Source organism: Mycobacterium sp. IDUB_36 (assembly GCF_055419225.1).
Genome location: NZ_JBVAXH010000001.1, coordinates 3602814 through 3627466, shown reverse-complemented (window position 1 = coordinate 3627466; position 24653 = coordinate 3602814). Strand labels below are relative to the sequence as shown.

The 24653-nt window shown below is 67.0% G+C and carries 11 protein-coding genes; 1 reads left to right on the top strand and 10 read right to left on the bottom strand.

What is annotated here, in order from left to right; genetic code table 11:
• Window positions 1-54: 54 nt before the first annotated feature.
• From ACZYW1_RS17905 to ACZYW1_RS17880, 6 genes are all read right to left on the bottom strand, one after another.
• Window positions 55-1620, bottom strand: coding sequence for a hypothetical protein (locus ACZYW1_RS17905; RefSeq protein WP_463787518.1), 1566 nt, complete (start codon window positions 1618-1620; stop codon window positions 55-57).
• 302 nt (window positions 1621-1922) lie between these two features.
• The gene (locus tag ACZYW1_RS17900; protein WP_463787517.1) at window positions 1923-3401 is read right to left on the bottom strand and encodes a hypothetical protein; all 1479 of its coding nucleotides are present in this window, start codon (window positions 3399-3401) and stop codon (window positions 1923-1925) included.
• 337 nt (window positions 3402-3738) lie between these two features.
• Window positions 3739-5253 (bottom strand): hypothetical protein, encoded by a 1515-nt coding sequence (locus ACZYW1_RS17895; RefSeq protein WP_463787516.1) that lies wholly within the window; start codon window positions 5251-5253, stop codon window positions 3739-3741.
• Window positions 5254-5407: 154 nt separating this feature from the next.
• Window positions 5408-6139, bottom strand: a complete 732-nt coding sequence (locus ACZYW1_RS17890) for a nitroreductase family protein (protein WP_463787515.1) — start codon at window positions 6137-6139, stop codon at window positions 5408-5410.
• A 4-nt stretch (window positions 6140-6143) separates the two neighbouring features.
• The gene (locus ACZYW1_RS17885; RefSeq protein WP_463787514.1) at window positions 6144-6644 is read right to left on the bottom strand and encodes a DUF2505 domain-containing protein; all 501 of its coding nucleotides are present in this window, start codon (window positions 6642-6644) and stop codon (window positions 6144-6146) included.
• A gap of 7 nt (window positions 6645-6651) precedes the next feature.
• The gene (locus tag ACZYW1_RS17880) at window positions 6652-7350 is read right to left on the bottom strand and encodes a flavodoxin family protein (protein WP_463787513.1); all 699 of its coding nucleotides are present in this window, start codon (window positions 7348-7350) and stop codon (window positions 6652-6654) included.
• A 96-nt stretch (window positions 7351-7446) separates the two neighbouring features.
• Here ACZYW1_RS17880 and ACZYW1_RS17875 point away from each other — a divergent pair, with 96 nt between their 5' ends.
• Window positions 7447-8277: a class I SAM-dependent methyltransferase gene (locus ACZYW1_RS17875; protein WP_463787512.1), complete on the top strand. Its 831-nt coding sequence runs from the start codon at window positions 7447-7449 to the stop codon at window positions 8275-8277.
• Here the strand turns inward: ACZYW1_RS17875 and ACZYW1_RS17870 are convergent.
• Genes ACZYW1_RS17870 through ACZYW1_RS17855 form a run of 4 tightly spaced genes read right to left on the bottom strand, consistent with a single transcriptional unit; the run spans window position 8270 to window position 24651 of the window.
• Entirely contained in the window at window positions 8270-9523 is a 1254-nt protein-coding gene (locus ACZYW1_RS17870; protein WP_463787511.1) for a phthiocerol/phthiodiolone dimycocerosyl transferase family protein, read from the bottom strand. The two genes, ACZYW1_RS17875 and ACZYW1_RS17870, sit on opposite strands and share 8 nt — an antisense overlap.
• Before the next feature lie 20 nt (window positions 9524-9543).
• Entirely contained in the window at window positions 9544-13938 is a 4395-nt protein-coding gene (locus ACZYW1_RS17865; protein ID WP_463787510.1) for a type I polyketide synthase, read from the bottom strand.
• Window positions 13935-19337: a type I polyketide synthase gene (locus ACZYW1_RS17860; protein ID WP_463787509.1), complete on the bottom strand. Its 5403-nt coding sequence runs from the start codon at window positions 19335-19337 to the stop codon at window positions 13935-13937. The genes ACZYW1_RS17865 and ACZYW1_RS17860 overlap by 4 nt, the downstream gene beginning before the upstream one ends.
• Window positions 19338-19353: 16 nt before the next feature.
• Window positions 19354-24651: an SDR family NAD(P)-dependent oxidoreductase gene (locus ACZYW1_RS17855; protein WP_463787507.1), complete on the bottom strand. Its 5298-nt coding sequence runs from the start codon at window positions 24649-24651 to the stop codon at window positions 19354-19356.
• Window positions 24652-24653 lie beyond the last annotated feature (2 nt).

Genomic DNA, 24653 nt, shown 5'->3' with positions numbered 1-24653 from the left:
AAACGCAGATCGGCCCCCGAGCCTGAGCTCGGGGGCCGACTGTTGACTGCCCGCTTACAGGCCGATCGAGGCCAGCAGCGCGGTGAAGTCGGCGGTGATCTGGGTCGGATCGAACGCAGTACCCAGCGCGGCCAAGTCGGCCGTCAGCTGCTCCGGGCTGAAACCGGCCAACAACGTGTTGAACTGCTCCGTGAGTTGCTCGGGGCTGAACGCAGTTGCCAATTCTGCGGCCGTCAACGGCGTGTTGTCGTGGACGTCGAAGCCGAGCGAGGTCCAGAACTGCTCGAACTGCGGCGCCGCCTCGCTCAAGTCGGGGAAGCCCGGCACGTTCTGGTCCGGGTAGGCCGGGTTGTCGAAGTCCCAGAAACCCTTGTCCTGCAGCAACGCAATCGAGCGCAGAATCCCTTCCATCGTCGGGTAGTTCGCGCCGGCATCACCTCCGGATCCGCCGGCCGGCCCGGCCGCAAACTGCGCCAGCCACTCGTTGATCACTGGGTTGCCACCGGGCGTCATGTCGTTGATCTGCTTGATCAGATCCGGGATGTCCATGTGGCCGTTGACAACATCCGAGCAGTCACCGGGGCAGAACGGACTGCCCGGGGTGAACGGGTCGAACATCACCAGCCCGGCCTGGAACGACTGGAACGTCTGCATGATCTCCGTCCAGTCGCCGTAAATCGGGTCGATGCCGGTGCCGCCCAAACCGGCGGTGGACGGGGCATCCAGCAGGTGCTGCCAGTAGTTCTCGAACGGTTGCAACAGATCAGGCTTGAAAGTTTCTCCGACCCAAGGCACGTAGACCCCGTCGCCCGTGCCATCGATGCCGGTGGTGCCCGGAATGCCTTCGCCGCCTAACAGACCGCCGGAGCCGTCGAGGACACCCGAGGTGCCGTAGTGGGACCACCCGAAGAAGTCACTGACGTTACCGGTGGTCACCGCCGAGTCAGGAAGACCGCCAGGAATCGGGTTCGAGGGCTCGATGCTGCCGGGAGCGCTGGGGTCGAAGTAGTACGAGCCGTCGGCTCCGAGCGGGTTGAACCAGTTGTCGAACAGCCCGAAGTGCGTCTGGCCGCTCAAGATCGAGTTCAGCCAGAGGAAGAAGTCGGCTCCCGAGATGCCGGTGATGGGGCTGGCCGGTTCGAAGGGCATGCACGCGACCTCGTCACACCCGCCGTTGAACGGCAGCTGGGTGGCGACGTAGCCCCAGATCTGCTGGCCGAGTCCTCCGTCGAAGTCGAGTTCGGAGTTGTTCATGCCGCTCAGCTCCGGAAACGGCAGCAGGAAGTTCGTCACCGACATGAAGTGGGTCGGGTCGCCCGGGTCCACACCCCACAGGTTGGTCGGTCCGACCACGAACCAGGGGCCGGCCATGAACAGGTTGTCGGTGAAGAACTGGGTGGCGTACAGCTCGTTGGCCGGAATGTTGATGACGTCGTACAGCAGGTTGAGCGGCACGTTGAAGATTGACTCCCCCAAGTCAACGAGCTGCGCCTCCATCTGCTTGATCGGCAGCTGTGCCGTCAAGGTCGCCGCCTCATCGGCCAGCGGTGTGATAGCCACCAGACTCGTCACCGCCACCGCAGCTGCCGCCATGACGTACGGACGTGAAATCGCTTCCATGACGTCCCCCCTCCCCGTTCTGTGGACTAAATTCATGCTGAACTTACACTAAGAATCTCTCAGTTCATGTTGGATTCGTAGGAACCACCCGCGCGGATGGGTTGACAACGGCTCGGGTTTTTCTCATACGCGTGTCCAATACGTCGAAACCGCCGGACAATGAATGGGTCAGACGGCTTTCCTGAATGGCGCGCCGCCATCCTGTGAAGCAGATGTGGAGATGGTCCCGATTAGCTGAGCCGTATTCCACCAAAGAAATCGGGCCCCGAGCGATGCTCGGGGCCCGATTTCTTTTGCTGAGGTTACAGACCGATTCCAGCCAACAGTGCGGTCCAGTCCGCTGCCAGTGCGGTGGGATCGAGAGCCGTCGCCAGGACGCCCGGATCGACCGCGGCACCGGCCAAGGCGCCGGTGTCGAAGGAGCCCAGCAACGCGGTCAGGTCGGCCGTCAGCTGCTCCGGGCTGAACGCGGTGCCCAGGGCAGCGAAGTCCGTAGTGAGCTGCTCCGGACTGAAGGCGTTGGCCAGCGCGGTGAAATTGTCGGTCAACTGCTCGGGGCTGAAGGCATTCGCCAGACCCGCGAACTGCCCTGCGAAATCGCCGGGCGCCACGTTGTTGGTGGTGTCGAAGCCCAGCGACGTCCAGAAGTTCTGCCACTCCGCGATCGTCGCGGAGTAGTCCGGACCGTCCGTCGGGCTCGGGTTGTCGAAGTCCCAGAAACCCTGCTGCAGGATGTTGATCGAGTTCTGGATCTGGTCCGCAGTCGGCACGTTGGCCTCGCCGGCAGCGTAGGCAGCCAGCCAGGTGTCGATGTTGTCGTTGCCCGGCCAGAGGTTGCCGATGTCCTTGATCAGGTCCGGGTAGTCGAGGTGGTTGTCGGTGATGATCGAGCAGTCACCGGGGCAGAACGGGCTGCCCGGGGTGAACGGGGTGAACACCGCCGAGGCCGCCAGCAGCGATTGGAAGGCCCGACCGGCCTCTTCGAAGCTGGGAAACTGGAAATTCGAGTAGTCCGGGTCGGCCATCAGGCCGTTGATCCAGTTCTGGACCGGCACCCACGGTTCCAGGTGATACGTCAAGCCCTCCCACGGATACGCGTCGCCGGCACCCGTTCCGGGGATGTTCGGGAAGATCGTCCAGGCCGGACCGCTGGGGTCGTAGGCACCCTCGGCGCCGGGCTCCCAGGTGTAGCCCTCGGCACCAGGCCACAGCTGGTCCAGCGGCGTCTGGAACCAGTTCTCCAGCAGCGGGAACGGCTGCTTGCCGTCGAGGATGTCGTCCAGGTGCAGGAACCAGTCCACGCCGCCGATTCCGGTGATCGGGCTGGTGGGCGAGACCGGCAGGCAGTCCATCGCGTCGCAGGCCCCGTTGGTGGGCAAGGTGGTGGCCACCAGGCCCCACAGCTGCTGACCCAGACCCCCGTCGAAGTCCGTTTCGGGAGCGTTGATGCCGCTCAGCCCCTCGAACGGAACCAGGAAGTTCATCACCGTCATGAAGTGGCTCGGGTCGCCCTGATCCACACCCCATAGGTTGGTGGCGCTCACCACGAACCACGGACCACTGTTGAACAGCGACTGCGACGCATAGTTCACCGCGTCGATCTCGCTGCTCGGGATGTTCACGATTTCCTGGAACAGGTTGAACGGGATGTTGAAGATCGACGAGTCGACCAGGTTGGTCTCGAAGCTGCGGACGACCCGGTCCGCGGTCTCTCGAGTCACCTGGGACGCCATCGGAGTGACGGAGAACAAGCTTGTCGCCGCGAGCGCGGCAGCTGCCATGACATATGGACGCTTCACAGCCTGCACTGCGCCCCCTTTCCCGATGGTGTGTAAGTGACTCGGCCAGCTGAACTTACACTAAGGATTTCTAAGTACATACCAATCACCAATCAGTACGACCGTGACTCAGGTCACAAATGAGGGCAATTTCTTACAATGGTTGGACATTTCGTCCAATTCATCGGACTGAAGGTCCGAATTCGTATTTGGTAAATGGTGTGAATTGTTGGTCATCGATCTGCATAATGCGCAATGAATGGCCCGACAGCGTCTGCCGGCGACACAAGTAAGCCCCCGGGCCATAGGGCTCGGGGGCATTACTTGTGTCGTGAGGTTTTTAGAAACCGATGCCGGCCAATAGCGCCGTCCAGTCAGTCGAGGCAGCAACTGCACCCGCGTCACCGGCGAGCTCCGCCGGGTTGAACGCGTCCAGCAAAGGCGCCCAGAAATCGGCGAGCGCGTCCGGGCTGAATGCCTCGACCAGGTTCTGGTAGCTCTCCGTCAGTCCCTCTGCGCTGAAGGCGTAGGCGAGATTCTCGAAGTTCTCCGTCAACTGCTCCGGACTGAACGCGGCCAGCAATGGAGCCAACTGACCCTCGAAGTCGCCGGGAGCCGGGTTGTTGGTCGGATCGAAGCCCAGCGACTCCCAGAACTCCCGGAAATCGGCAATGGTCTGGGTGTAGTCCGGACCCTCGAGTCCCTCGTCCTGGGGAACCGGGTTGCCGAAGCTCCAGAAGCCCTGCTGCAGGATGTTGATCGAGTTCTGGATCTGCTCCGCGGTCGGCACGTTGGCCTCGCCGGCGTCGTAGGCAGTCAGCCACGCCTCGATGTTGTCGTTGCCCGGCCAGGCCTGGTCCACGTAACGGATCAGGTCCGGGTAATCGAGGTTGTTGTCGGTGATGAACTCGCACTCACCGGGGCAGAACGGGCTGCCCGGCGTGAACGGGGTGAACATCGCCGAGGAGGCCAGGAACGACTGGAACGTCCGACCGATCTCCTCGAATGACGGGAATTCGAAGCCGCTGCCGGTGTAGTCCGGATCCTCCATCAACTGTTCGATCCAGTTCTGGAACGGCACCCACGGCTGCAACGTGTAGTTTTCACCTGCCCAGGGGTAGACGTTTTCGCCGGTCACGGGATCGATGGTGGTGCCGGGCAGGTTGGGGAAGATCGTGTAGACGGGGCCACTGGGAGCCGTTGTCCACTCGTCCGGGAAGACAAAGTCGCTGGGCCCGCCTGACTCCGACGGCAAAATGTCGTCGAAACCGGTTTTGAACCAGTTGTCGAACAGCGGAAACTCCTGCTTGCCGCTCAGGATGTCGTTCAGCCGGATGAACCAGTCGACGCCGCCGATACCGGTGACCGGGCTGGTCGGCGAGACCGGCAGACAGCTCTCCGCATCGCAAAATCCGCTGGTCGGCAGGGTGGTGGCGATCAGCCCCCAATACTGCTGGCCCAGGCCGGCGTTGAAGTCGGTCATCCCCTCATTGATCCCGTTCAGACCCTGGAACGGAACCAATATGCTGGTCAGCCCAATGAATTTGCTCGGGTCGCCCGGGTCAACCCCCCACAGGTTGGTCGGGCTGACCACGAACCACGGGCCACTGTTGAACAGCGACTGCGAGAGGTAGTCCAGCGCGCCGAGTTCGCTGTTCGGGATGTTGAAGACTTCCTGGAACAGGTTGAACGGGATGTTGAAGATCGACGAGTCGACCAGATTGGTCTCGTAACTGCGGACCACGCGCTGCGCGGTCTCTGTCGCGACCTTGGTCGCCGACGGCGTGACGGCGACCAGACTGGTAGCCGCCAGCGCGGCGGCTGCCACGGCAAATGGACGCGCAGCAACCTGCATCACGCGAACCCCCCTAGAAAATCGAATTAGCTGAACAGCTGCTGACGTTAAACTCAGAAACCCTCAGCTGTCCCAGCGCGCAGGTGTTTCATTTCGATTTCATATTTACAACTGTGTTGAATGTGTGACCGCTTGCGGCACAATTCCGACGCACTTATCGGTTCAACCAAGCCCGGTTGCCGTAGGTATCCAGATGCGCGACCTGCTCGACCGGAACCCGGGTCGTCGGGCCGTAACGCCCGCGCGGCCAGCCGAGCGCCACCACACAGCACGGCGTCACATAGCGCGGAAGACCGAGAATCTTGCGGGCCCGTGTCACCCCCCACAGCGGGAGGGTGATCAATGAGGCGCCGAGGCCCATCGACCGGGCCGCCAGCAGCAGGTTCTGGACGCTGGGATAGATCGAGCCCCAGTATCCGGAGACCGCGGCGTGCGGCATCAGCGAATACGGCGCCCGGCCTTCTCGAACCGTCAGGCGCAGGCACGCGACCACCAGAACGGGGATCTCGGTGAAATGGTCGACCTGCCACTGGGCCGCGCGGATGACCTTGGCCAGCGACGGGTCGTCGTCGCCGGCACTGCTCAATAGTCCGCCGTAGGAGAATTTCCAGCCCTTGCGGTACCGCCCGGCCAGTTTTTTGATCAACCGGCGGTCCTTGACGACGATGAACTCCCAGTTCTGGCCGTTGGCGCCGGTCGGCGCGCGCAGCGCCAACTCGATGCACTTCAGCACCACGGCGTCGTCGACCGGCTCCGCGTGCACCCGTCGCACCGCCCGCTGGGTCAGCATCGCCTCTTGTAGGGGCATGTTCAGGCCGTCGAGCGCCTCGGAGGTGGACGGCGCCACCCGGAAGGCGTCGGCGTAGGGACTCGGCGTGTCACTCATGAGCTCAGGCGTGCTCGCTGACCCACCGAGCGGTGAAATCCTGGACGTCGGGTATCCCCTGGGCGAATTCGCGCGCGATGAAGCTCTCCACCGTCCCGCCGACGAGCGGGACTTTGAACTCCACCGTGCCCTTCAGCGCGAGCACCGAACCGTCCACGATGGGCGTGACCGTCGCGGCCGCCGAACCGGCTCCCGGCGCCCCGGTGACCTCGACGGTGATCTCGCCGCGCAGCTCGTCGCCCGACGGCGTCCAGGTCTCGCTGTGCCGAACGCTGATGTCGCGGCGGTAGAACTTCGACACGATGCCGGGCAGCAGGTCACGGCCCAGGTCCTGGGTAGTGGTCACCCGCACGGTCCGATCGTCGTCGACGACGAGGGATTCCAGCGTGGTGCCACCACTCATGTTCCCGAGTCGGGCGAGCCAGTAGTCCTCGGTACTGAACGCGGCGTGGACCTGGTCGACGCTGACGGGTGAGGAGACCGAGACATCGAACGGACGCGGCATGGTGGTCCTAAACGGGTTCCTGGCCCGGCAGCGCCGAGCTCTTGGCCAGCAACCGGTCGGCAAGGCGGCCGGCGAAGACCCGGGTTTGCTCCAGCTGTTCGGGCTGGACGTTGGTCGGCGGCAGGGTGACGCCCATGGATTTCTTGCGGTACTCCCCGGTGCCGAGGTAGCTGGTCAGCGCCAGCATCGACCGCACATTGTCACCGGGATAGGTGAAGTGGATCTCGTCGACGTAGCGGCCGCCCTGCTGCTCGGCAAGCTCACGCACCCCCTCGAGATTCGCCTGCCAGAACGTCCGGCACACCACGAACACCGCAAACGGCTTGCCCGACAACAAGTTACGGGCCTCATCGGACTTCAAGAAAGAACGCAGCGGCATGCTGACGTTGTCCCACCAGGTTGGCGAACCGATCAGGATCAGGTCGTAGTCGCTGTCGCGCACGGTATCGGGGGTCTCGATGGCACCGGTCTCGTTGCGCTTCTGGGCGCCGATCACGCTGAGCATGTCGGGCCAGACCCGGCGCATCGGGAAGCGGGAGAACTTCGGCGAGTACTTCGGGTCGGTGAACTTGATCTCGGCTTCGCTCACCTCGCAGCCCCGGCTGCGGAAGACCTCGCCCGCGGCATCGAGGACTTTGTGCGCCTGCCCGGTGTAGGAGTAGTACAGCAGCAGAACCCGCGGCGGGCGTGCGGTCGTATCCGTCATCGTTCCTCCATCATCGACATCTTGAACAGTAGTCACAGGGGTGACCCGCTGCGCCCTGCTCCGCAGCGCTTGCGATCACCATTAGGGTTGACCCCCGTGAGCGACAAAGTTTCCATCGACCTCAGCGGCCCTTCGCAGACGATGCTGACCACGCTGTACTGCAAGGCACTGGACGCCGATTGGGACCGGCCGATCCTGGGTGACGACTTCGCCAAGGCCGCCGTGGCCCGAATCGACTACGACTGGGACACACTCAAGGTCGCGAACCGTTGGACGCCGCTGGTCACCGTGCGCACCGCTCAATTCGACGTGTGGGCCGCCGAGTTCCTGGCCGCCCATCCCGAGGCCACTGTCATCCACGTCGGCTGCGGTCTGGACAGCCGGGTGTTCCGGCTGGACCCCGGGCCCGGCGTCGACTGGTACGACGTCGACTTTCCGTCGGTAATCGCATTGCGCGAGAAGGTTTTTCCGAGCCGACCGAACTACCATCTGGTGGCCACGCCGGCGACCGACCCGTCCTGGCTGGACCAGATCCCGGCCGACAAGCCGACGCTGCTGCTGGCCGAGGGCATCAGCATGTACCTGACCGAGGACGACGGTGTGGAGCTGCTGCAGCACGTCATCGACCGGTTCAAGACCGGCGAGATCGACATCGACTACTACAGCACGCTGATCGTCCGGTCGCAGAAAACCCATCGCCTGCAACGACAGTCGGGCTCGACGCTGTACTGGGCGGTCAACAAGCCGTCCGATGTTCTCGACCGGCTGTCGGGGGCCCGATTGGTGGACGGCGTGACCTTCTTCGACGCCGGCACGTTCGACCGCACATCGGGGGCCTTCCGGTTGGCAAGGCGGTTGGTCCGTGCGCTGCCCCCGCTGCGCCGAACCTTTCAGTACCACCGCTACGCCTACGGACCGCTCAGCTGACGCTCGCGCGCTGCTCGGCGACCTCGACCAGTAGCGCGCGGATCGCCTCGATCGACTTCTCCGGCTCGGGTCCGTGCGAGTGGTACTCGACGTTGAGCTGTTCGGCGTAGATCTGGGTGAAGTAGATCTCGATGCCGGCGCTCACCTGGAAGTAGAGCTCGCCGTGGGTGGCGGTCACCTCGACACCCGGTGGCGTGCGCAGCGGGGGCACCAAACCGTTGTCGGACAACAACACAACGTCGGGCATGCCCGGTGCGTTGCCCACGTACTGCGGGCTGAAGTGCAGCCGGGACTGCTGGATCACACCGGTGTCCAGGTCGCCCTTGAACGTCGCCGCGATGTCGCGGGCGAGTTCGACCACAGTGGTCTTGTGGTTGATCTCCGCGAGGTAGGTGCCCAGCCCGACCGGGTTGGTGCACCCGGTCGCCGACACCGGCGGCGACAGGAAGTAGCGCAGGTCGACGGTGTAGATGAACGGCACCGGGATGTTCAGCCGGCCGCGCACCTGCCATTCCGCGATCAAGATCGCGGCGGACAACATCGAGTGCAGACCGAGTTTCTCAGCACGGCACAGGTCGACGATGGACAGCGTCTGTTCCTCGCTGAGTCGGCACGACACCATCGGAACCCGTACGGGCGACGCGGGTTTGGCGCCGGTCTCGCCCCGCCGGGACGGCGGGAGGTCGTAGGCGAACAGCGCCGGCATGAACCTCTCGATGCCCGAGCGCGGCCCTTTTTGGATGCCCCGGTCGGCCAGCACGGTCTCGATCGACTCCGGCGCGGGTTGCGCAGTGACCGGGCCGGTCTTCCCGTTGGTGACGAGATCGGTGTAGAACGACAGCAGTTCCTCGATCAGCCCGTACATGTGGTGACCGTCGGCCAGCGCGTGGTGCACGTAGAGCGTCGGGTGCGCCTGCCCGTCGCGGTTGAACAGCCGCAGATGTACCAGCGCCTCGCCCTGGTCGAAGTGCGGCGGCGGATTGTCGATTCGCGACGAATCGACCTCCAGCACTTCGAGTCCGGAGTGCATCAGGTCGTCGGCGACCAGTTCGTGACGACCGTCGGCGCCGCGCTCCAGCCGGGCGGTGAGCACCGGATGCGCCTCGAGCAGCAGGTCGAAGGCGTCAGTCAGGGCGTCGACGTCGATGGGACCTTCGAGATGAGCGGACAGACCGACGAAATTATGGGTCTCGGCAAGCATCTCTTCACTGAGCGCGAGCTTGCGAATGACCGACGATGGAAACACGTGTGCCTTTCTAGCTTGGTCTACGACAGGTCGACGAGTTCCATCTCGTCACTGCCGGAGTCCACCTCGTCCGCTTCGAGCGCTTCCCGGATCAGCTCCAGCAGGTTCCGGGAGAATCCGCCGGCAAGCGCCTGCACGGTGGTCGCATCGATCCGGCGGATGTCGTACCACCAGTCCAGATGCAGCACACCGGCGGTGCGGAAGACGCGCAACTCGATGCCGTGGCCTAGTCCCGGAATCGCTTCTCGTACCGGCAATGCGGTGTCGGAGTCGAACCGGATCGCCACGTCCTCGCCCAGCGGCGGCAGATCGGGGATCGTGCCGATGTAGGAGAAGTAGATGTCGGCCGGACCCGCTGCGCCGAGTTGCCGCGCGGTCGGGGCATACAGGTAACGCAGTAGCCCGTAGCCGATTCCGTAGTGCGGGACGGCGGTCAGCGTGGTGTGGACGTCGTCGAGCTGTTGTTTGGCACCGTCGTCCTCGGCGCAGGCGAGCGGGATCGGATAGATGGTGTTGAACCAGCCGACGGTGCGGCGCAGATCGACGTCGGGCTTGAGCACCGACCGGCCCTCGCCGTTGACGTCGACGGCTATGGTCCCGTCGCCGAACTGGTGAGCGATCGTGCGACCCAGTGCGGCCAACAGCATCTCGTCGATCGGCACCCGGAGCCGGCGGCGGGCATCGTCGATCTCGGTGGTCTCAGCGACCGTCAGCGCCGACGCGCTGCGGGCCAGATCCGGCAGGCCCGGCGCCCCGTCGGTCTGCTCGCGCGCCACCCTCAAGGTCGACGCGGTTGCGGTGTCGAGCCAGTACTCCCGGCTCTCCACGACCGCCGGGTGGACCGCCAAAGCCGCACAGCGCTGCGACCATTCGGTCCACGGCGTCGTCACCGGTTGCAGCGCAATCTCTTCACCGGCCAGCTGTTGACCGAACGCGGTGAAGATGTCGGTCAACAGGATGTCGCGCGACGCGTTGTCGGCCACGATGGCCCGCACACTGATCGCCAGGTAGGACGCGCCACCCGGAACTCCGCTGACGTAGGTCGCGATCAGCGGGTTGGACGGATCCTGTTGGCGCACAACGTCGATCAGCGTCGACAGCAGTGCGTCGCGTTCCTGCGGCGTACCCGGCTTGATGTCCTCGGGCAGCGAGCGGGTGGCCAGATCGTCGAAGTCGCCGGAATCGGCGATCACCTGCTCCCAGGTGCCCGCACGCTCGACCAGTCGCAGCCGCAGCACCTCGTGGTGGTTGCGCAGCGCGGTCAGCACCGCGCAGATGTCTTCGACCTTCACATCGGAGCGAAGCTGCAGGATCAGCGGGACCCGCCACTGCTCGTGCTCACGCACGCCGTGCTCGAGGAAGTACGAGATGTTCGGCGGCACCGGCGGATGCGTCGCATCGCCGGGCGACTGCCGGGCCAGGCCGCCTGCCGTGTAGCGGGCGGTCAGCGCCCTGGCCAGCGCGGCGACCGTCTGGTTCTCGTAGAGATCCTGCGGGGTGAGGTCCAGGCCCTCGTTGGAGGCCGTCATCGCGACGCTGATCGCGACCAGTGAATCGCCACCCAGCTCGAAGAAGTTCGCGTTGCGTTCGACGGTGGGCAGGCCCAGGCACTGGCTCCAGATGCGCTGCAGCGCTGCCTCCATCGGCGACTGGCCGCTCTTGGCGGCCGAGGTGGCGTCGGCCGCAGCCGCGCCGGCCGCACCGTTGGTCGCTGCCGCATCACCGGTCCACACGTTGGTCCGGTGCTCGATCCAATGCCGTTGCCGCTCAAAGGGATATCCCGGCAACGTGATCAGCTTGCCGGTCTGTCCGCCACGCAGCGGCGACCAGTCCACCTCGACGCCGGCCGACCAGAGCTGACCCAGCGCGAGCAGGAAAGCGTCGCGGTCGTCGCGGTTCTGCGCGTGATGGCGCATCAACCGCACCGCGCGGTGGCCACTCGACCAGCGGGGGTGCCGGCCGGCCGAGGACGTCAACGTCCCACCGGGGCCGACCTCGACCAGGATGCGGTTCGGCTCGCCGAGCAACACGTCGACCTCGTCGGAGAACCGCACCGTCGAGCGCACCTGACGGGCCCACGTCGACGGGTTGGTGGCCTCACTGGCGGCCAGCCAGGTTCCAGTCACGTTGGACAGCAACGGAATCGTCGGCTCGCGCAGCGTCTGGCGGGACAGGAAGCCGGTGAACTCCGGAATCATCGAGTCCATCAGCCGCGAGTGGAACGCATGTGAGGTGCGGACCCGGCGAGCGACGATGCCCTTCTCGGTGAGGCGTTCGCTGAACTGACGGATACCGTCCTCGGAGCCGGCGACGACACAGCCACCGGGCTCGTTGATCGCGGCGATGTCGACGTCACCGTTCAGGTATTCGGCGACGGCCTCGGGACTCAGCGCCACCGCGACCATCACGCCGCGCGGTGCGGCGTGCATCAGGCGGGCACGCATCGACACCACCTTGACAGCGGTCTCGATGTCGAAGACCCCCGCGATGGTGCCGGCGACATATTCACCGATGCTGTGGCCGGCCAGCGCAGCGGGCTGGACGCCGTAACTTTCGACCAACTTGGCCAACGCGTACTCGACGGTGAACAGCGCGGGCTGGGTGCGGTCGGTGCGCTCCAGGTTGCGGGCGGTGCCCTCGAAGATCTCGGCCCGCAGGTCGATGCCGAGTTCGTCGCCGAACCCGGTGGCGCACTGGTCGAAGTGCTCGGCGAACACCGGTTCGTGGTCGTAGAGCCCGCGCGCCATCCCGATGTGCTGCGCGCCCTGACCGGGGAACAGGAAGACCACCTGATCGGAATGGTCGGCGCTGCCGGCGAATTCGCCGATGACGACGTTGTCGTTCTCCAGCGTCTCGAGCACGGTTCGGGCGTGCTGCTCGTCGTTGACGACGGCGGCCATCCGGATCTTTTCTTTGCGGCGCCGGCCGAGCGTGTAGGCCACGTCGGCCAGGCTCAGCGCATCGTCGCCGGAGATCTCGGCGGCCAGCGACTTGCGTGACTGCTCGAGCGCTTCGGGACTACGCGCCGACATCAGCAGCACCTGCGGACCCGACACGGCCGGCGAGGCCGGTGTCGCCACGGCGGGGGCCTCTTCGAGCACCAGGTGCGCGTTGGTGCCACCGACACCGAACGAGCTGACTCCGGCGCGCAGCACGCCGTCCCATTCCCACGGGCCGTATTCGCTGCGCACCTTGAAAGGTCCACGGTCGAGGTGCAATTCGGGGTTCGGGCTGGTGTAGTGCAGGGTTGCGGGGATGGCCCGGTGCTTGAGGCACAGGATTGCCTTGATCAGGCTGGCGATACCGGAGGCGGACTCCAGGTGACCGATGTTGGATTTGACCGAGCCGACGTAGCACGGGCCGGAGCGGGTCTCCTCGGAAACCTCGAAAGCCTGTCGCAGGCCTTCGATTTCAATCGGGTCGCCCAGCGGGGTGCCGGTGCCGTGGGTCTCGATGTAGCTGATCTCGCTGGAGTCCACCTCGGCGATCGCGTGTGCCTCGGCGATGACGTCGGCCTGACCGGCCGCGGTCGGGGCGGCGTAGGTCATCTTCGTCGAGCCGTCGTTGTTCAACGCCGAACCGCGGATCACGGCGTGGATCCGGTCGCCGTCGTCGACGGCGTCCTGCAGTGACTTGAGCACCACCACCCCGACACCGCTGCCGAAGATGGTGCCGTCGGAACGCGCGTCGAACGGCCGGCAGTGACCGGTCGGCGACACCATCGAACCCGGGGCGTACCAATAGCCGACGTGATGCGGGATGCGCAGTGACGCACCGCCGGCCAGCGCCAGCTCGCACTCGCCGTTGAGAATGCTCTGGCAGGCGAGGTGCACCGCGACCAACGCCGACGAGCAGGCGGTCTGCACCGAGAGCGCGGGGCCGCGAAGATTCAGCGCGTAGGCCACCTTGGTGGCCAGATAGTCCTTGTCGTTCTGCATGGACAGTTCGACCATGTCGAACGTGATGCCTTGTCCCATGACCACATTCGGGTCCCGGTTGGACATGATGTTGTGCAACAGGTAGCCGCTGGTGGTGCTGGTCGCGTAGACGCCCACCGTGCCCTCGATGTCGGCCGGGTCGTAGCCGGCGTCCTCGATCGCATGGAACGCGGTCTGCAGGAACAGCCGGTGCTGCGGGTCCGTCGAGCGCGCGGCCTGCGGAGTGAATCCGAAGAAGTCGGCGTCGAATTCGTCGATGCCGTCCATCAGTGCGGCGCGCCGGACGTAGGCGTGGTTCGAGAGGGTCTTCTCGGGAATGCCCTCGGCCAGCAGGTCGTCTTCGGCCAGCGTGACGATCGACTCCTCGCCACGGCACAGGTTGTCCCAGAATGCCGACAGCGTGTTGGCGCCGGGCAAGCGGGCCGCCATGCCGACCACCGCGATCGCGTTGGGCGGCAGTTCGCTGTTGCTGGTCACACTCGATCTCCTACCTTTCGCCGAGCCGCGGCTCGCTGCCGGGCTGCGGCACGCTGCTTGGCTCGATCACGCACTCCGCCGCTGTCGGCCTTGTCGTCGGTCTCGAGGCCCAGCTGGCGGATCAAGTCGGTTGTCAGCGCGGTCAACGAGGCGCCCTGCAACAGCAGGGCCACCGGCGGTTCCACACCGAAGTCGCCACGAACAGTGTTACGGATTCGCACCGCCATGAGCGAATCCATGCCCAGTTCGGTCAGCGGCTGCTCGGCGTCGAGGGTGCTCCCCTTGGGGTAACCCATGATCGCCAGGATGCGCGCGGCGAGTCGTCCGATCACGACCCGGCTCACCTCGGCCGGGTCCAGCTCGCGCAGCGCGTCGGGGCCGGCCCAGTCGTCGTCCTCGTCGTCGATGTCCAGTTCTTCGGCCAGCTTCGAGAAGAAGCCGAGCTGCTGGATCTCCGGGAACGCGGCCGCCGCCCGGTCCAGCCGCAGCCGGGCCACCCCGATGTTGGTGGGGTTGCCGGCCAGGATCGCTTCGAGCGCCTCGATGCCCTCGGCCGGTGAAATGGGGTCCAGCGCACTGAAAGTCAATGACCGGGCCACACCGATGTCGGACCACTGGCCCCAGTTGATGGTGGTCGCGGGCAATCCCGATGCGCGTCGCCAGTCGACCAGCCCGTCCAGCCAGGCGCTGGCCGCGGCGTAGGCACCCTGTCCCGGCGCGCCCAGCAGTGACGACGTCGACGAGAACCCGAGCCACCAGTCGAGTTCCTTGCCGGCCGTCGCGACGTGCAGGCGCAGCGCGCCATGGGCTTTCGGTGCCCACACCCGCTCGAGGCTGTCCTGGCTGAGGCCGGCGACGATCTGGTCGTCGAGCACCACGGCGCTGTGCATCACGCCGCGCAGCACCAGGCCGGTCTCCTCGGCCGCATCGACGAGTTTCTCGGCGACGCCGGGCGCGGCGATATCTCCGAGGACGACGGCAACCTGCCCACGCTGCTGCAGTTCCTCGACCGCGGCCCGAGCCTCGTCGGACGGCTCGGATCGGCCGTTGAGCACGACGCGGCCGGCACCGCTGTCGACCAGCCAGCGTGCCATCAACAGGCCGAGGCCGCGCAGACCACCGGTGATGATGTAGGAGCCGTCCGGACGAACGGCGGCGTCGGTCTTGACCGCGGCCAGTGTCGCGCGGGAAAGCCGCTTGGCGTAACGCTTTTCACCCCGCCATGCGATCACGTCATCGCCGGTCAGTCCGAACTCGCCGACCAGCGGAGCGGCGCTGTCGCCGCTGAGATCCACCAGCGTGGTGCGGAAGTCGGGGTGCTCGTAGGCCAGCACGCGAACCAGGCCACTCAGCGCGCTGATCGACGGGTCGCCCGACTCGCCGTCGCCGACGGCCAGTCCGTCGCGGGAAACCACCCACAGCCGTGGCGGTTTGCCGTGCCACCCGGTGAGGATCGTCCGCACCGTCGAGGCGACGCCCCAGGTCAGGTCGCGACCGCGGCCGGGCGCGTCACCGGACTCCGAGCCGTCGAACGACTGGCGGGCAGCGAACACCACCACGCCCACCGGCGGCAGGTCGGCATCCCCAGCGACTTGCGAGAATGCTTCCAGCACCGCCGATTCACGACCCAGGTCGGCACTGAGCACCCGACGGGTCGAGCCGGCGAAGGCGGCGGTGAATTCCTTGGCAACCGCTTCGGACTCCGCGCCGTCGGTCAGCACCAACCAGCTGCCGTCGGGCGCTGACGCGGCGGTGTCGACCGGGGTCTCGACCCACTCGGTGTCGAAGATCTTCTGCTCCAACGGCAGTGGCACGCTGCGGCGCTGGACACGCTGCAGGTAGATGCCGCTGATCTCGGCGGTGGGTGTGCCCGACTCGTCGGTGATCAGGACGCGGCCGTTGATGCCGGCGCCGTCACCGCCGGGGTTGACCAGCTCGGCGCGGCACCGGGCGCGACGGCCCACCTCACCGAACACCCGGATCTTCTCGAACGACACCGGAAGATAGGTCGCCTCATCGGCTTCGGCCAACGATTCGCTGGACAGCGCGGCCGCCAGACCCTGCAGCGCCGCGTCCAGCAGCACCGGATGGATGCGGTAGCCGCGGTGGCCGGTCGCCTCGTCGGGCAGGACGATCTCGGTCTCCGATGTGCCATTGGGCCGCCGGACGATGCGGGTCAGTGCGGCGAACGCCTGCCCGTGGTGCAGACCGGTGGCACGCAACGCGGAATAGAGGTCCGCGGGCGAGAGCACGGTGCCGGGCTCCGAGGACGCGGCGGGCACGCTCGGTGATTGCGATTGTCCCACTTCGACTTTCGCCACGGCGTGACGAATCCAGGCACCGCTGGCCGATCGTGAGTGGATTTCGACGCGGATCTCGTCGCCGTCCTTCTCGCCACGGCTGAGCTGGGTGGTGAGTTGGGTCGAGGGACCGAGTGGCAGCATCTGCTCGACTTCGACGCCGACGGACACCGACGTGGCGGGTAGGCCGAGCGCCGCACTGGCCGCGGCCAAGGCGATCTCGCCGAAACCGGTACCGGGCATGACCGGCCGGCCGTGCACCTTGTGGTCGAGCATGTACGGCACGAGGTCGGTCCCGACGTCGGCGGTGAAGACGTGGTCGCGACCGGACGGCAGCTCGACGTGCGTGCCGAGCAGCGGGTGGGCGCTGGCCGGCTGCCGGTTGGTCGCCGTCGGCGCCGCCCAGTACCGGACGTGATGCCACGGCGTGGGCGGCAAATCGATGAGTTTCTTTGGGCCGCTGACGTTCTGCGCGGCCGCAATCGACGGCGGACGAACCGTTGCCAGCGCGGTGTGGAACGCCAGCGTCTCGGGGTTGTCGCGGGTCAGGGTTCCCGACACCTGGGCACCGCCACGGGGCTTGGCCGACTCCAGCGTGCCGTTGATGGCGTGGCTGAGCAGCGGGTGCGGGCTGACTTCGACGAAGGCGGAGTGGGCTTTGGCGGCCTCGGTGACGGCCTGGCTGAACCGCACCGGGTTACGCAGGTTCACCACCCAGTACTCGGCGTCGAACTTCGGCACGTCGCCGCTCTCACCGACCGTGCTGATCAACGGGATTCGCGGCGTCTGCGGCTTCAAGTCGGCCAGCGCGTCCTTGAGCTCGGCCAGGATCGGGTCGACGGTCGGGTGATGCGACGCCACATCCACCTCGACGCGGCGGGCCAGCTTGCCCTGCCCGTCCACGACCGCGATGGCCGCATCGACCTGGTCGGGCGGGCCGGCGATCACCGTCTGCTGGGGTGCGGCGTACACCGCGACCGTGATGTCGGGGTACTGCCCGACCAACTTCTCGGCGTCCGCGGCACCCAGTTCCAGCAGCGCCATCGCACCCTGACCGGACAGCCGCGACATCAACTTCGACCGCGTCGCAATGACTTTCAGCCCGTCGGCCGGGCTCAACGCACCCGACACCACCGCCGCAGTCACCTCACCCATCGAGTGACCGATCACCGCATCCGGCTCGACTCCGTAAGACCGCCACAAAGCCGTCAACGCCAACTGCATACCAACCAGCACCGGCTGAATCCGGTCGATCCCGACCACCGGCTCACCCGACAGCAACACCTCGCGCAACGAAAAGCCGACCTGCGCAACGAAATCCGGCTCCAGCTCAGCCACCGCCGCAGCGAACGCCGGCTCATCGGCCAACAACTGCCGGCCCATGCCCGCCCACTGCGAACCCTGACCCGAATACAGGAACACCGTGCCCTTACCGCGCGGGACATCGTGCGGGGCAACGACTCCCGGCGTCGGCTGACCCGCGGCCAGCGCCCGCAGCCCGGCCACCACCTCGGCGCGGTCGCGCGCGGAGACGGTGGCGATCTTGTTGTGCCGGCTGCGGTACAGGTTGACCGTGTGCGCGATGTCGGCCAGCGGCGCCTCGGCACCCTGGCCGGTCATCCAGTCGGCCAGCGCGGTTGCCCACGAGGCGATCCGCTGCTCGTTCTTGCCGGAGACGGTCAGTGTGGTGACCGGTGGCGCGGCGTCGACGCTCGAGACCGAAACCGTTTCCGGGCCTTGCTCGATGACGACGTGGGCGTTGGTGCCGCCGATGCCGAACGACGAGATGGCCGCGCGGCGCGGGCCCTGCTCGAGCGGCCACGGGATGGGCTCGGTGGGCACGAAAAGCCGGGTGGATTTGTGGTCGATCGCCGGATTCCACTGAGAGAAGTTGAGGTTCGGCGGCACCTGCGCCCGCTGCACGGAGAGGGCGGCCTTGATGAAGCCGGCGATACCCGCGGCGGCCTCGAGGTGACCGAAGTTGGATTTGACTGCGCCCAATGCACATTGGGCTTCGCCGCGGCCGTACTGGTCGGCCAGCGCCTCGAATTCGATCGGATCGCCGAGCCCGGTGCCGGTGCCGTGTGCCTCGATGTAGTTCACCGAGCCGGCGGTCACGTCGGCGCTCCGCAGCGCGGCTTTGATGACGTCTTGCTGCGCAATGGTGTTGGGTGCGGTCAGGCCGTTGGAGCGGCCGTCCTGGTTGACCGCCGAACCTCGCACCACCGCCAGCACCCGGTCTCCGTCGCGCACCGCGTCGGTCAGGCGCTTGAGCACCACCACGCCGCAGCCTTCGCCGCGGACGAAGCCGTCGGCGCGGGAGTCGAAGGAGTAGCACCGGCCGTTCGGGGACAGCATGCCCCACTTGGCCATCGCGATCTGGGTCTCGGGCCGCAGGATCAGGCTGACCCCGCCGGCCAGTGCCAGATCGCTCTCCCGTAGCCGCAGGCTCTGGCAGGCCAGGTGGATCGTCACCAGCGATGACGAGCAGGCGGAGTCGATGGCGACGGCCGGCCCGCGCAGCCCCAGCAGATACGCGATACGCCCGACGGCGACGGCGTGCGCGTTGCCGGTCGCGGAGTAGGCGTCGATGGCGTCCGGGTTGGCCGCCGAAATCGTCTGGTATTCCCCGTAATACACGCCCATCAGCACCGCGGCGCGGACACCGGACAGATCTTCGGTGGCGATACCGGCGTGCTCGAGTGCTTCATAGGCCACTTCCAGCATCAACCGCTGCTGGGGGTCCATCGCCTCGGCCTCCCGCGGAGAGATGCCGAAGTAGTCGGCGTCGAATCCGGAGACGTCGGACAGGAAACCGCCCCACTTGGACGACATCCGACCGGGCGCGAACTGGTCGGGGTCGTAGAACTCGTCGGCGTTCCAGCGGTCGGCCGGGATCTCGCTGATGCCGTCGCCGCCCTTGGTCAGGAAGTCCCAGTAGCCCTCGGGGCCGTTGGCATCACCGGGGAAGCGGCAGCCCATCCCCACGACCGCGATCGGCTCGGCGGCGGCGATTCGCGACGCCTTGTCGAATTGCTGCGTCAGGGCGTCCCGCTTGTCGCCGGGCATCGCCGAGACCCTGTCGTAAATCGTCGCCATCAGAGGAAGGTTCCCATCAAAAAAGACCGCTCTCACTGCCGGCCGAAGCCGACTCCACGCTGTCAAACAGCTCATCCAACACGCTGCTCGCCGAGTCGGCCGCCAGCTCGGCGGTATCTTCCTCCGGCGCGTCCGGCGGTGCAAGCAGACCGGCCACGTAGGTGGCCAGCGACGCGATGGTCGGGTGGTTGAACAGCATGTTCGCCGACACGTCCAGGCCGACCAGCTTCTTGGTCTCCTTGAGCACGGTCATGGCCATCATCGAGTCCAGGCCCAGCTCGGGGAACGGCGCGTCGAGCTTGATCGACGACGGCGACATCCGCAGTTCGCGGCCAAGGATGGCCTGCAGACGGGTCTGCAGCTCGGTGAGGCGGTCCTCGGTGGACAGCGTCGACCAGTCTGGCGCCTCGGCCACCGCGTCCGCGGCGTCCTCGATGACGGCCTGGTGTTCGACGACCGCGATGGTCGCCTCGAATTCCGAGGCGATCCGCTCGAAGTAGTCGAGTTCGCGGAACTCAGGGGTCGCGGCGACCGCGCGGTCGAGCCGCAGCCGGCCGACGCCGACCCTGCTCAGCGGACCGCCGACCAGCCGCTGCAGCGCCTCGGTGCCCTCGTCGGGAGTGATCGGGTCGAGCACGCTGTAGGTCAGCTTGCTGCTCATACCGACGGCCGACCACTGTCCCCAGTTGATCGCGGTGGCCGGTCGGCCGGACGCGCGTCGCCACGTCATCAGCGCGTCGACCCAGGCGTTACCGGTGGTGTAGGCCAGCTGGCCGGGCAGGCCCAGCATGGTGGCCATCGAGGAGAAGCCGACCCACCAGTCCATCTCGGTGTCGGCGGTCGCCGCGTTGAGCCGCAGGGCACCGGCCACCTTGGGCGCCCAGACCCGCTCCAGACCCTCCCGGGTCAGCGCGCTCACCAGGCCGTCGCCGGTCACGCCGGCGCCATGGACCAGCCCGCGCAGCGGGTGCCCGGTCTCTTCGGCCGCGGCCACCAGGCGCTCCGCCACGCCCGCGGCGGCGATGTCGCCGGCCACGAACACGACATCGGTGCCCAGGTTGCCGAGGTATTCGCGTTGTTCGTCCGAGGGTTCGCTGCGGCCGTTGAGCACGATGCGACCCGCGCCGCGCTCCACGAGCCAGCGGGTGACGACGGTGCCCAGGCCACCCAGACCACCGGTGATGATGTAGGAGCCGTCGGCGCGGACCACCGCTTCGTGTCCGGCGTCCAGGGTCGCGCGCACCAGGCGTTCGACGTGCCGGCCGTCTTCGCGCAGGGCGACCACATCGTCGCCGGTCGAGGCGGCGAGTTCGTTGGTCAGCGCCGTCACGACGTCGGTGCTGCCCACGTCGAGCAGGGTGGCGCCCAGGTCTGGTTCGCCGGCCAGCACGCGGGCCGCCTCGCCCGGGAACCGCCAGTTGCGGATGAGGCCCTTCAGCGCGCCGATCGCCGGATCGCCCGGCTCGTCGTCGTGGACCGACAGTCCGTCACGGGTGACCAGCCACAGCCTCGGTGAGGCGTTCGGCCAGGCGTCGACGGCCGCATGCGCCGCGGCCGTGATATCCACCACCAGGTCGTGGGCCCGGTGCAGTGCGGCCTCGGTGTCGACACCGTCGAACGGGCGGTCGGCCAGCAGCACGATGATGCCGACCGGCTTGGGGTCGGCCGCGGTCTTGGCGAACACCTCCGCCACCGCCGACTCGTCGCCGAGCGTCGCGCTGACCGCGCGCCGGGTCGCCGAGGTGAGTTTGTCCGTCAATTGCGCCGCGAGAGCGGTGGTGTCGGGGCCACTTTCGGCCAGCACCACCCAGGTGCCGTCCGGCACGGTGCCGCCCTGCGCCGCCGGGCTCTGCACCCAGGCGGCATCGAAGATCTTCTGCTCCAGCGACAACGGCACGCTGGCCAGGTCGACCGGCGCGAGCTCGATGCCGGTCAGCTCGGCCAACACCGTGCCCGCCGCGTCGGTGAACACGACGCTGCCGCGCTCGTCGGCCAATTCCACATGCGCGTGGGCCCGGCCGCGGATCGGGGCGAACACCCGTAGCGCCGCCACCGAAACAGCTTGGTAGGACGCGTCTTCGGCCTCGGACGGGACCAGGGCCGCCAATTGCTGCAGCGCCGCGTCGAGCAGCACCGGGTGGATGCGGTACTCCGGGTGGTCGGAGACGTGCTCGGGCAGCGTGATCTCGCTGCCCGATCCGGAGGTCTGAACGGCGGAAGCGACCGGTCGGGTCACCTCGACGTCGGCGACGGCGTGACGCGTCCACTTGCCGGCGCCCGAACGGGCTTGGATCTCAACGCGATTCACCGTTGCGCCCAGCGACAGCTGAGTGGTGACGCGGGTCTGGGCGTCCAGGACCAACGGTCGTTCGATGGTCAGTGCACTGACCTCGGCGCCCTCGCCGAGCGCCTGGGTGGCGGCGGCCAGGGCCATCTCGGCGAAGCCGGCCGCCGAGAGGACCGCCTGGCCGTGCACGGAATGATCGGCCAGCCACGGCAGCGTCGCGACGTCGATGTCGGTCTGCCACACGTGCTCGTCACCGGACGGCAGCTCGACGTGGACGCCCAACAGCGGGTGGACGTTGGCCGGTGTGCGGCCGGTCGGCTTCTTTTCCTGCCAGTAACTGGCGTGCAGCCACGGCGACGCCGGGATCTCGACGCGACGACGGCCGTCGCCCGGCTCACCGGTCACGCCGATCGTGGCGAGTTGCTCGTGGACGGACAGGGTTTCGTCGTCGCCGCGCTTCATCGCCGCGGTGACGGCGAACTGGTCGCGTGAGGAGACCGCGTCCAACGTCTCACCGATGCCGTGCGTCAGCAGCGGGTGCGGGCTGATCTCGACGAACGTGGTGTGAGTGTCGGCCGCCGTGGTGACGGCCTGCTTGAACCGCACCGGGTTGCGCAGGTTCACCACCCAGTACTCGGCGTCGAACTTCGGCGTTGCGGCGCTCTCACCGACCGTGCTGATCAACGGGATTCGCGGCGTCTGCGGCTTCAAGTCGGCCAGCGCGTCCTTGAGCTCGGCCAAGATCGGGTCGACGGTCGGGTGATGCGAGGCCACATCCACCTCGACGCGGCGGGCCAGCAGGCCTTGGCCGTCGACCGCGGCGATCGCGGCGTCGATCTGCTCGGGCGGCCCGGCGATCACCGTCTGCTGCGGCGCGGCGTACACCGCCACCGTGACGTCCGGGTACTGCCCGACCAACTTTTCCGCCTCGGCCGCGTCGAGCTCGACCAGCGCCATCGCACCCTGACCGGACAGCCGCGACATCAACTTCGACCGCGTCGCAATGACTTTCAGCCCGTCGGCCGGGCTCAACGCACCCGACACCACCGCCGCAGTCACCTCACCCATCGAGTGACCGATCACCGCATCCGGCTCGACACCGTAAGACCGCCACAACGCCGTCAACGCCAACTGCATACCGACCAGCACCGGCTGAATCCGGTCGATACCGACCACCGGCTCACCCGACAGCAACACCTCGCGCAACGAAAAGCCGACCTGCGCAACGAAATCCGGCTCCAGCTCAGCCACCGCCGCAGCGAACGCCGGCTCATCGGCCAACAACTGCCGGCCCATGCCCGCCCACTGCGAACCCTGACCCGAATACAGAAACACCGTGCCCGAGCCGTGCGGCTTCTCGGTCGGCTCCACGACACCGGTCGCGGGCTCTCCGGCGGCCAGCGCCCGCAGACCGGCGACGGCCTGCTCGTGGCTGCGCGCGGCGACGGCGGCAAAGCTGCGGTAGCGGCCGCGGTAGTTGTTCACGGTGTGCGCGACGTCGGCGAGCGGCGCGTCCGCGCCCACGCCCGACATCCAGTCGGCCAGCATCCCGGCGATCGGCGCGATGCGGGCCGGGGTCTTGCCGGAGATCACCAGCGTGCTGACCGCCGGCTCCGGTTGCGCGCCAACCGCTTCCACGACTGGTGGCTGCTCGATCACCACGTGGGCGTTGGTGCCGCTGACGCCGAACGACGAGACGCCCGCGCGGCGGGGCCGGCCGACCTCGGGCCACGGCATGCCGTCGGCGGCGATGGTGAACTTCGACGCGCCGGCGCCGGCGTTCGGGGTCAGGCCGGTGAAGTGCAGGTGCGGCGGGATGAAGCCGTGGTTCATGCTCAGCACGGTCTTGATGAAGCCGGCGATGCCGGCGGAGTTCTCCAGGTGGCCCAGGTTGGTCTTGACCGAACCGAGTACCAGCGGAGCCGACTCGTCGCGCTGACCGAAAACCGCACTCAGCGCGTCGAGTTCGATCGGGTCGCCGAGCGCGGTGCCGGTGCCGTGCGCCTCGATGTAGTCGATCTCCGACGGTTGCAACCGCGCCGACGCCAGGGCGGCACGCATGACCGCCTGCTGAGCCGGGCCGCTAGGCACCGTCTGCCCGCTGCTCGGGCCGTCCTGGTTGACCGCCGATCCGCGCACCAATGCCAGCACGGTGTCGCCGTCGCGCTCGGCGTCGCTGAGCCGCTTGAGTACGACCACGCCGCAACCCTCGCTGCGCACATACCCGTTGGCGGTGGCGTCGAAGGTCTTGCACAGACCGTCCGGGGCCAGCATTCCCCATCGCGAGCAGGCGAAGCTGTTGTGCGGCGTCAGAATCAGATTGGTACCGGCGGCCAGTGCTTGATCGGTCTCCCGGCGGCGCAGGCTCTGGCAGGCGAGGTGAATTGCGACCAGCGACGACGAGCACGCGGTGTCGACCACCACGGCCGGCCCGTGCGCGCCGAGGAAATACGACAGCCGGCCGGCGGCGAAGTTCGAAGCACTGCCAAACGGAATGTAGGGGTCCATCTCGTGGGCCGGACCGTCGGCAGCCATCAGTGCGTAGTCGTAGGTGGTCAACCCGACATAGATACCGGTCTGGCTGTTACGGGCCGACTTCGGCGTGACACCGGCGTTTTCCAGTGCCTCCCAAGCGACTTCGAGCAGCAGCCGCTGCTGCGGGTCCATCGCCACCGCTTCACGCGGAGAGATGCCGAAGAACTCGGCGTCGAACTGGTCGGGCTGCCAGGACGTGAGGAAGCCACCGTCCCGGTTGCAGATGGTGCCCGGCACGGTGTGGTCTTCGGAGAAATAGGCATCGGCATCCCAGCGATCCGCCGGGACCCGGACCACCCCGCTGCGACCCTGCTCGAGGAGATCCCAGTAGTCGGCGGGGGTGTCGACTCCACCCGGCAACCGGCAGGCCATGCCCACCACGGCAATCGGTTCGAGGTCGGCTTTCTCGGCGATCTCCAGCCGGGCAGTCAGGTCATCGATCTTGCGGAGCGCCTCGGTGATGATCGCCCGACGATCTGGCGGTGCGTTCATCC

Bases quoted from the DNA above. Each gene is read 5' to 3' on its own strand.
- ACZYW1_RS17905 (WP_463787518.1), bottom strand. From the start codon at position 1,620: ATGGAAGCGATTTCACGTCCGTACGTCATGGCGGCAGCTGCGGTGGCG.
- ACZYW1_RS17900 (WP_463787517.1), bottom strand. From the start codon at position 3,401: ATGGCAGCTGCCGCGCTCGCGGCGACAAGCTTGTTCTCCGTCACTCCG.
- ACZYW1_RS17895 (WP_463787516.1), bottom strand. From the start codon at position 5,253: ATGCAGGTTGCTGCGCGTCCATTTGCCGTGGCAGCCGCCGCGCTGGCG.
- ACZYW1_RS17890 (WP_463787515.1), bottom strand. From the start codon at position 6,139: ATGAGTGACACGCCGAGTCCCTACGCCGACGCCTTCCGGGTGGCGCCG.
- ACZYW1_RS17885 (WP_463787514.1), bottom strand. From the start codon at position 6,644: ATGCCGCGTCCGTTCGATGTCTCGGTCTCCTCACCCGTCAGCGTCGAC.
- ACZYW1_RS17880 (WP_463787513.1), bottom strand. From the start codon at position 7,350: ATGACGGATACGACCGCACGCCCGCCGCGGGTTCTGCTGCTGTACTAC.
- ACZYW1_RS17860 (WP_463787509.1), bottom strand. From the start codon at position 19,337: ATGGCGACGATTTACGACAGGGTCTCGGCGATGCCCGGCGACAAGCGG.
- ACZYW1_RS17855 (WP_463787507.1), bottom strand. From the start codon at position 24,651: ATGAACGCACCGCCAGATCGTCGGGCGATCATCACCGAGGCGCTCCGC.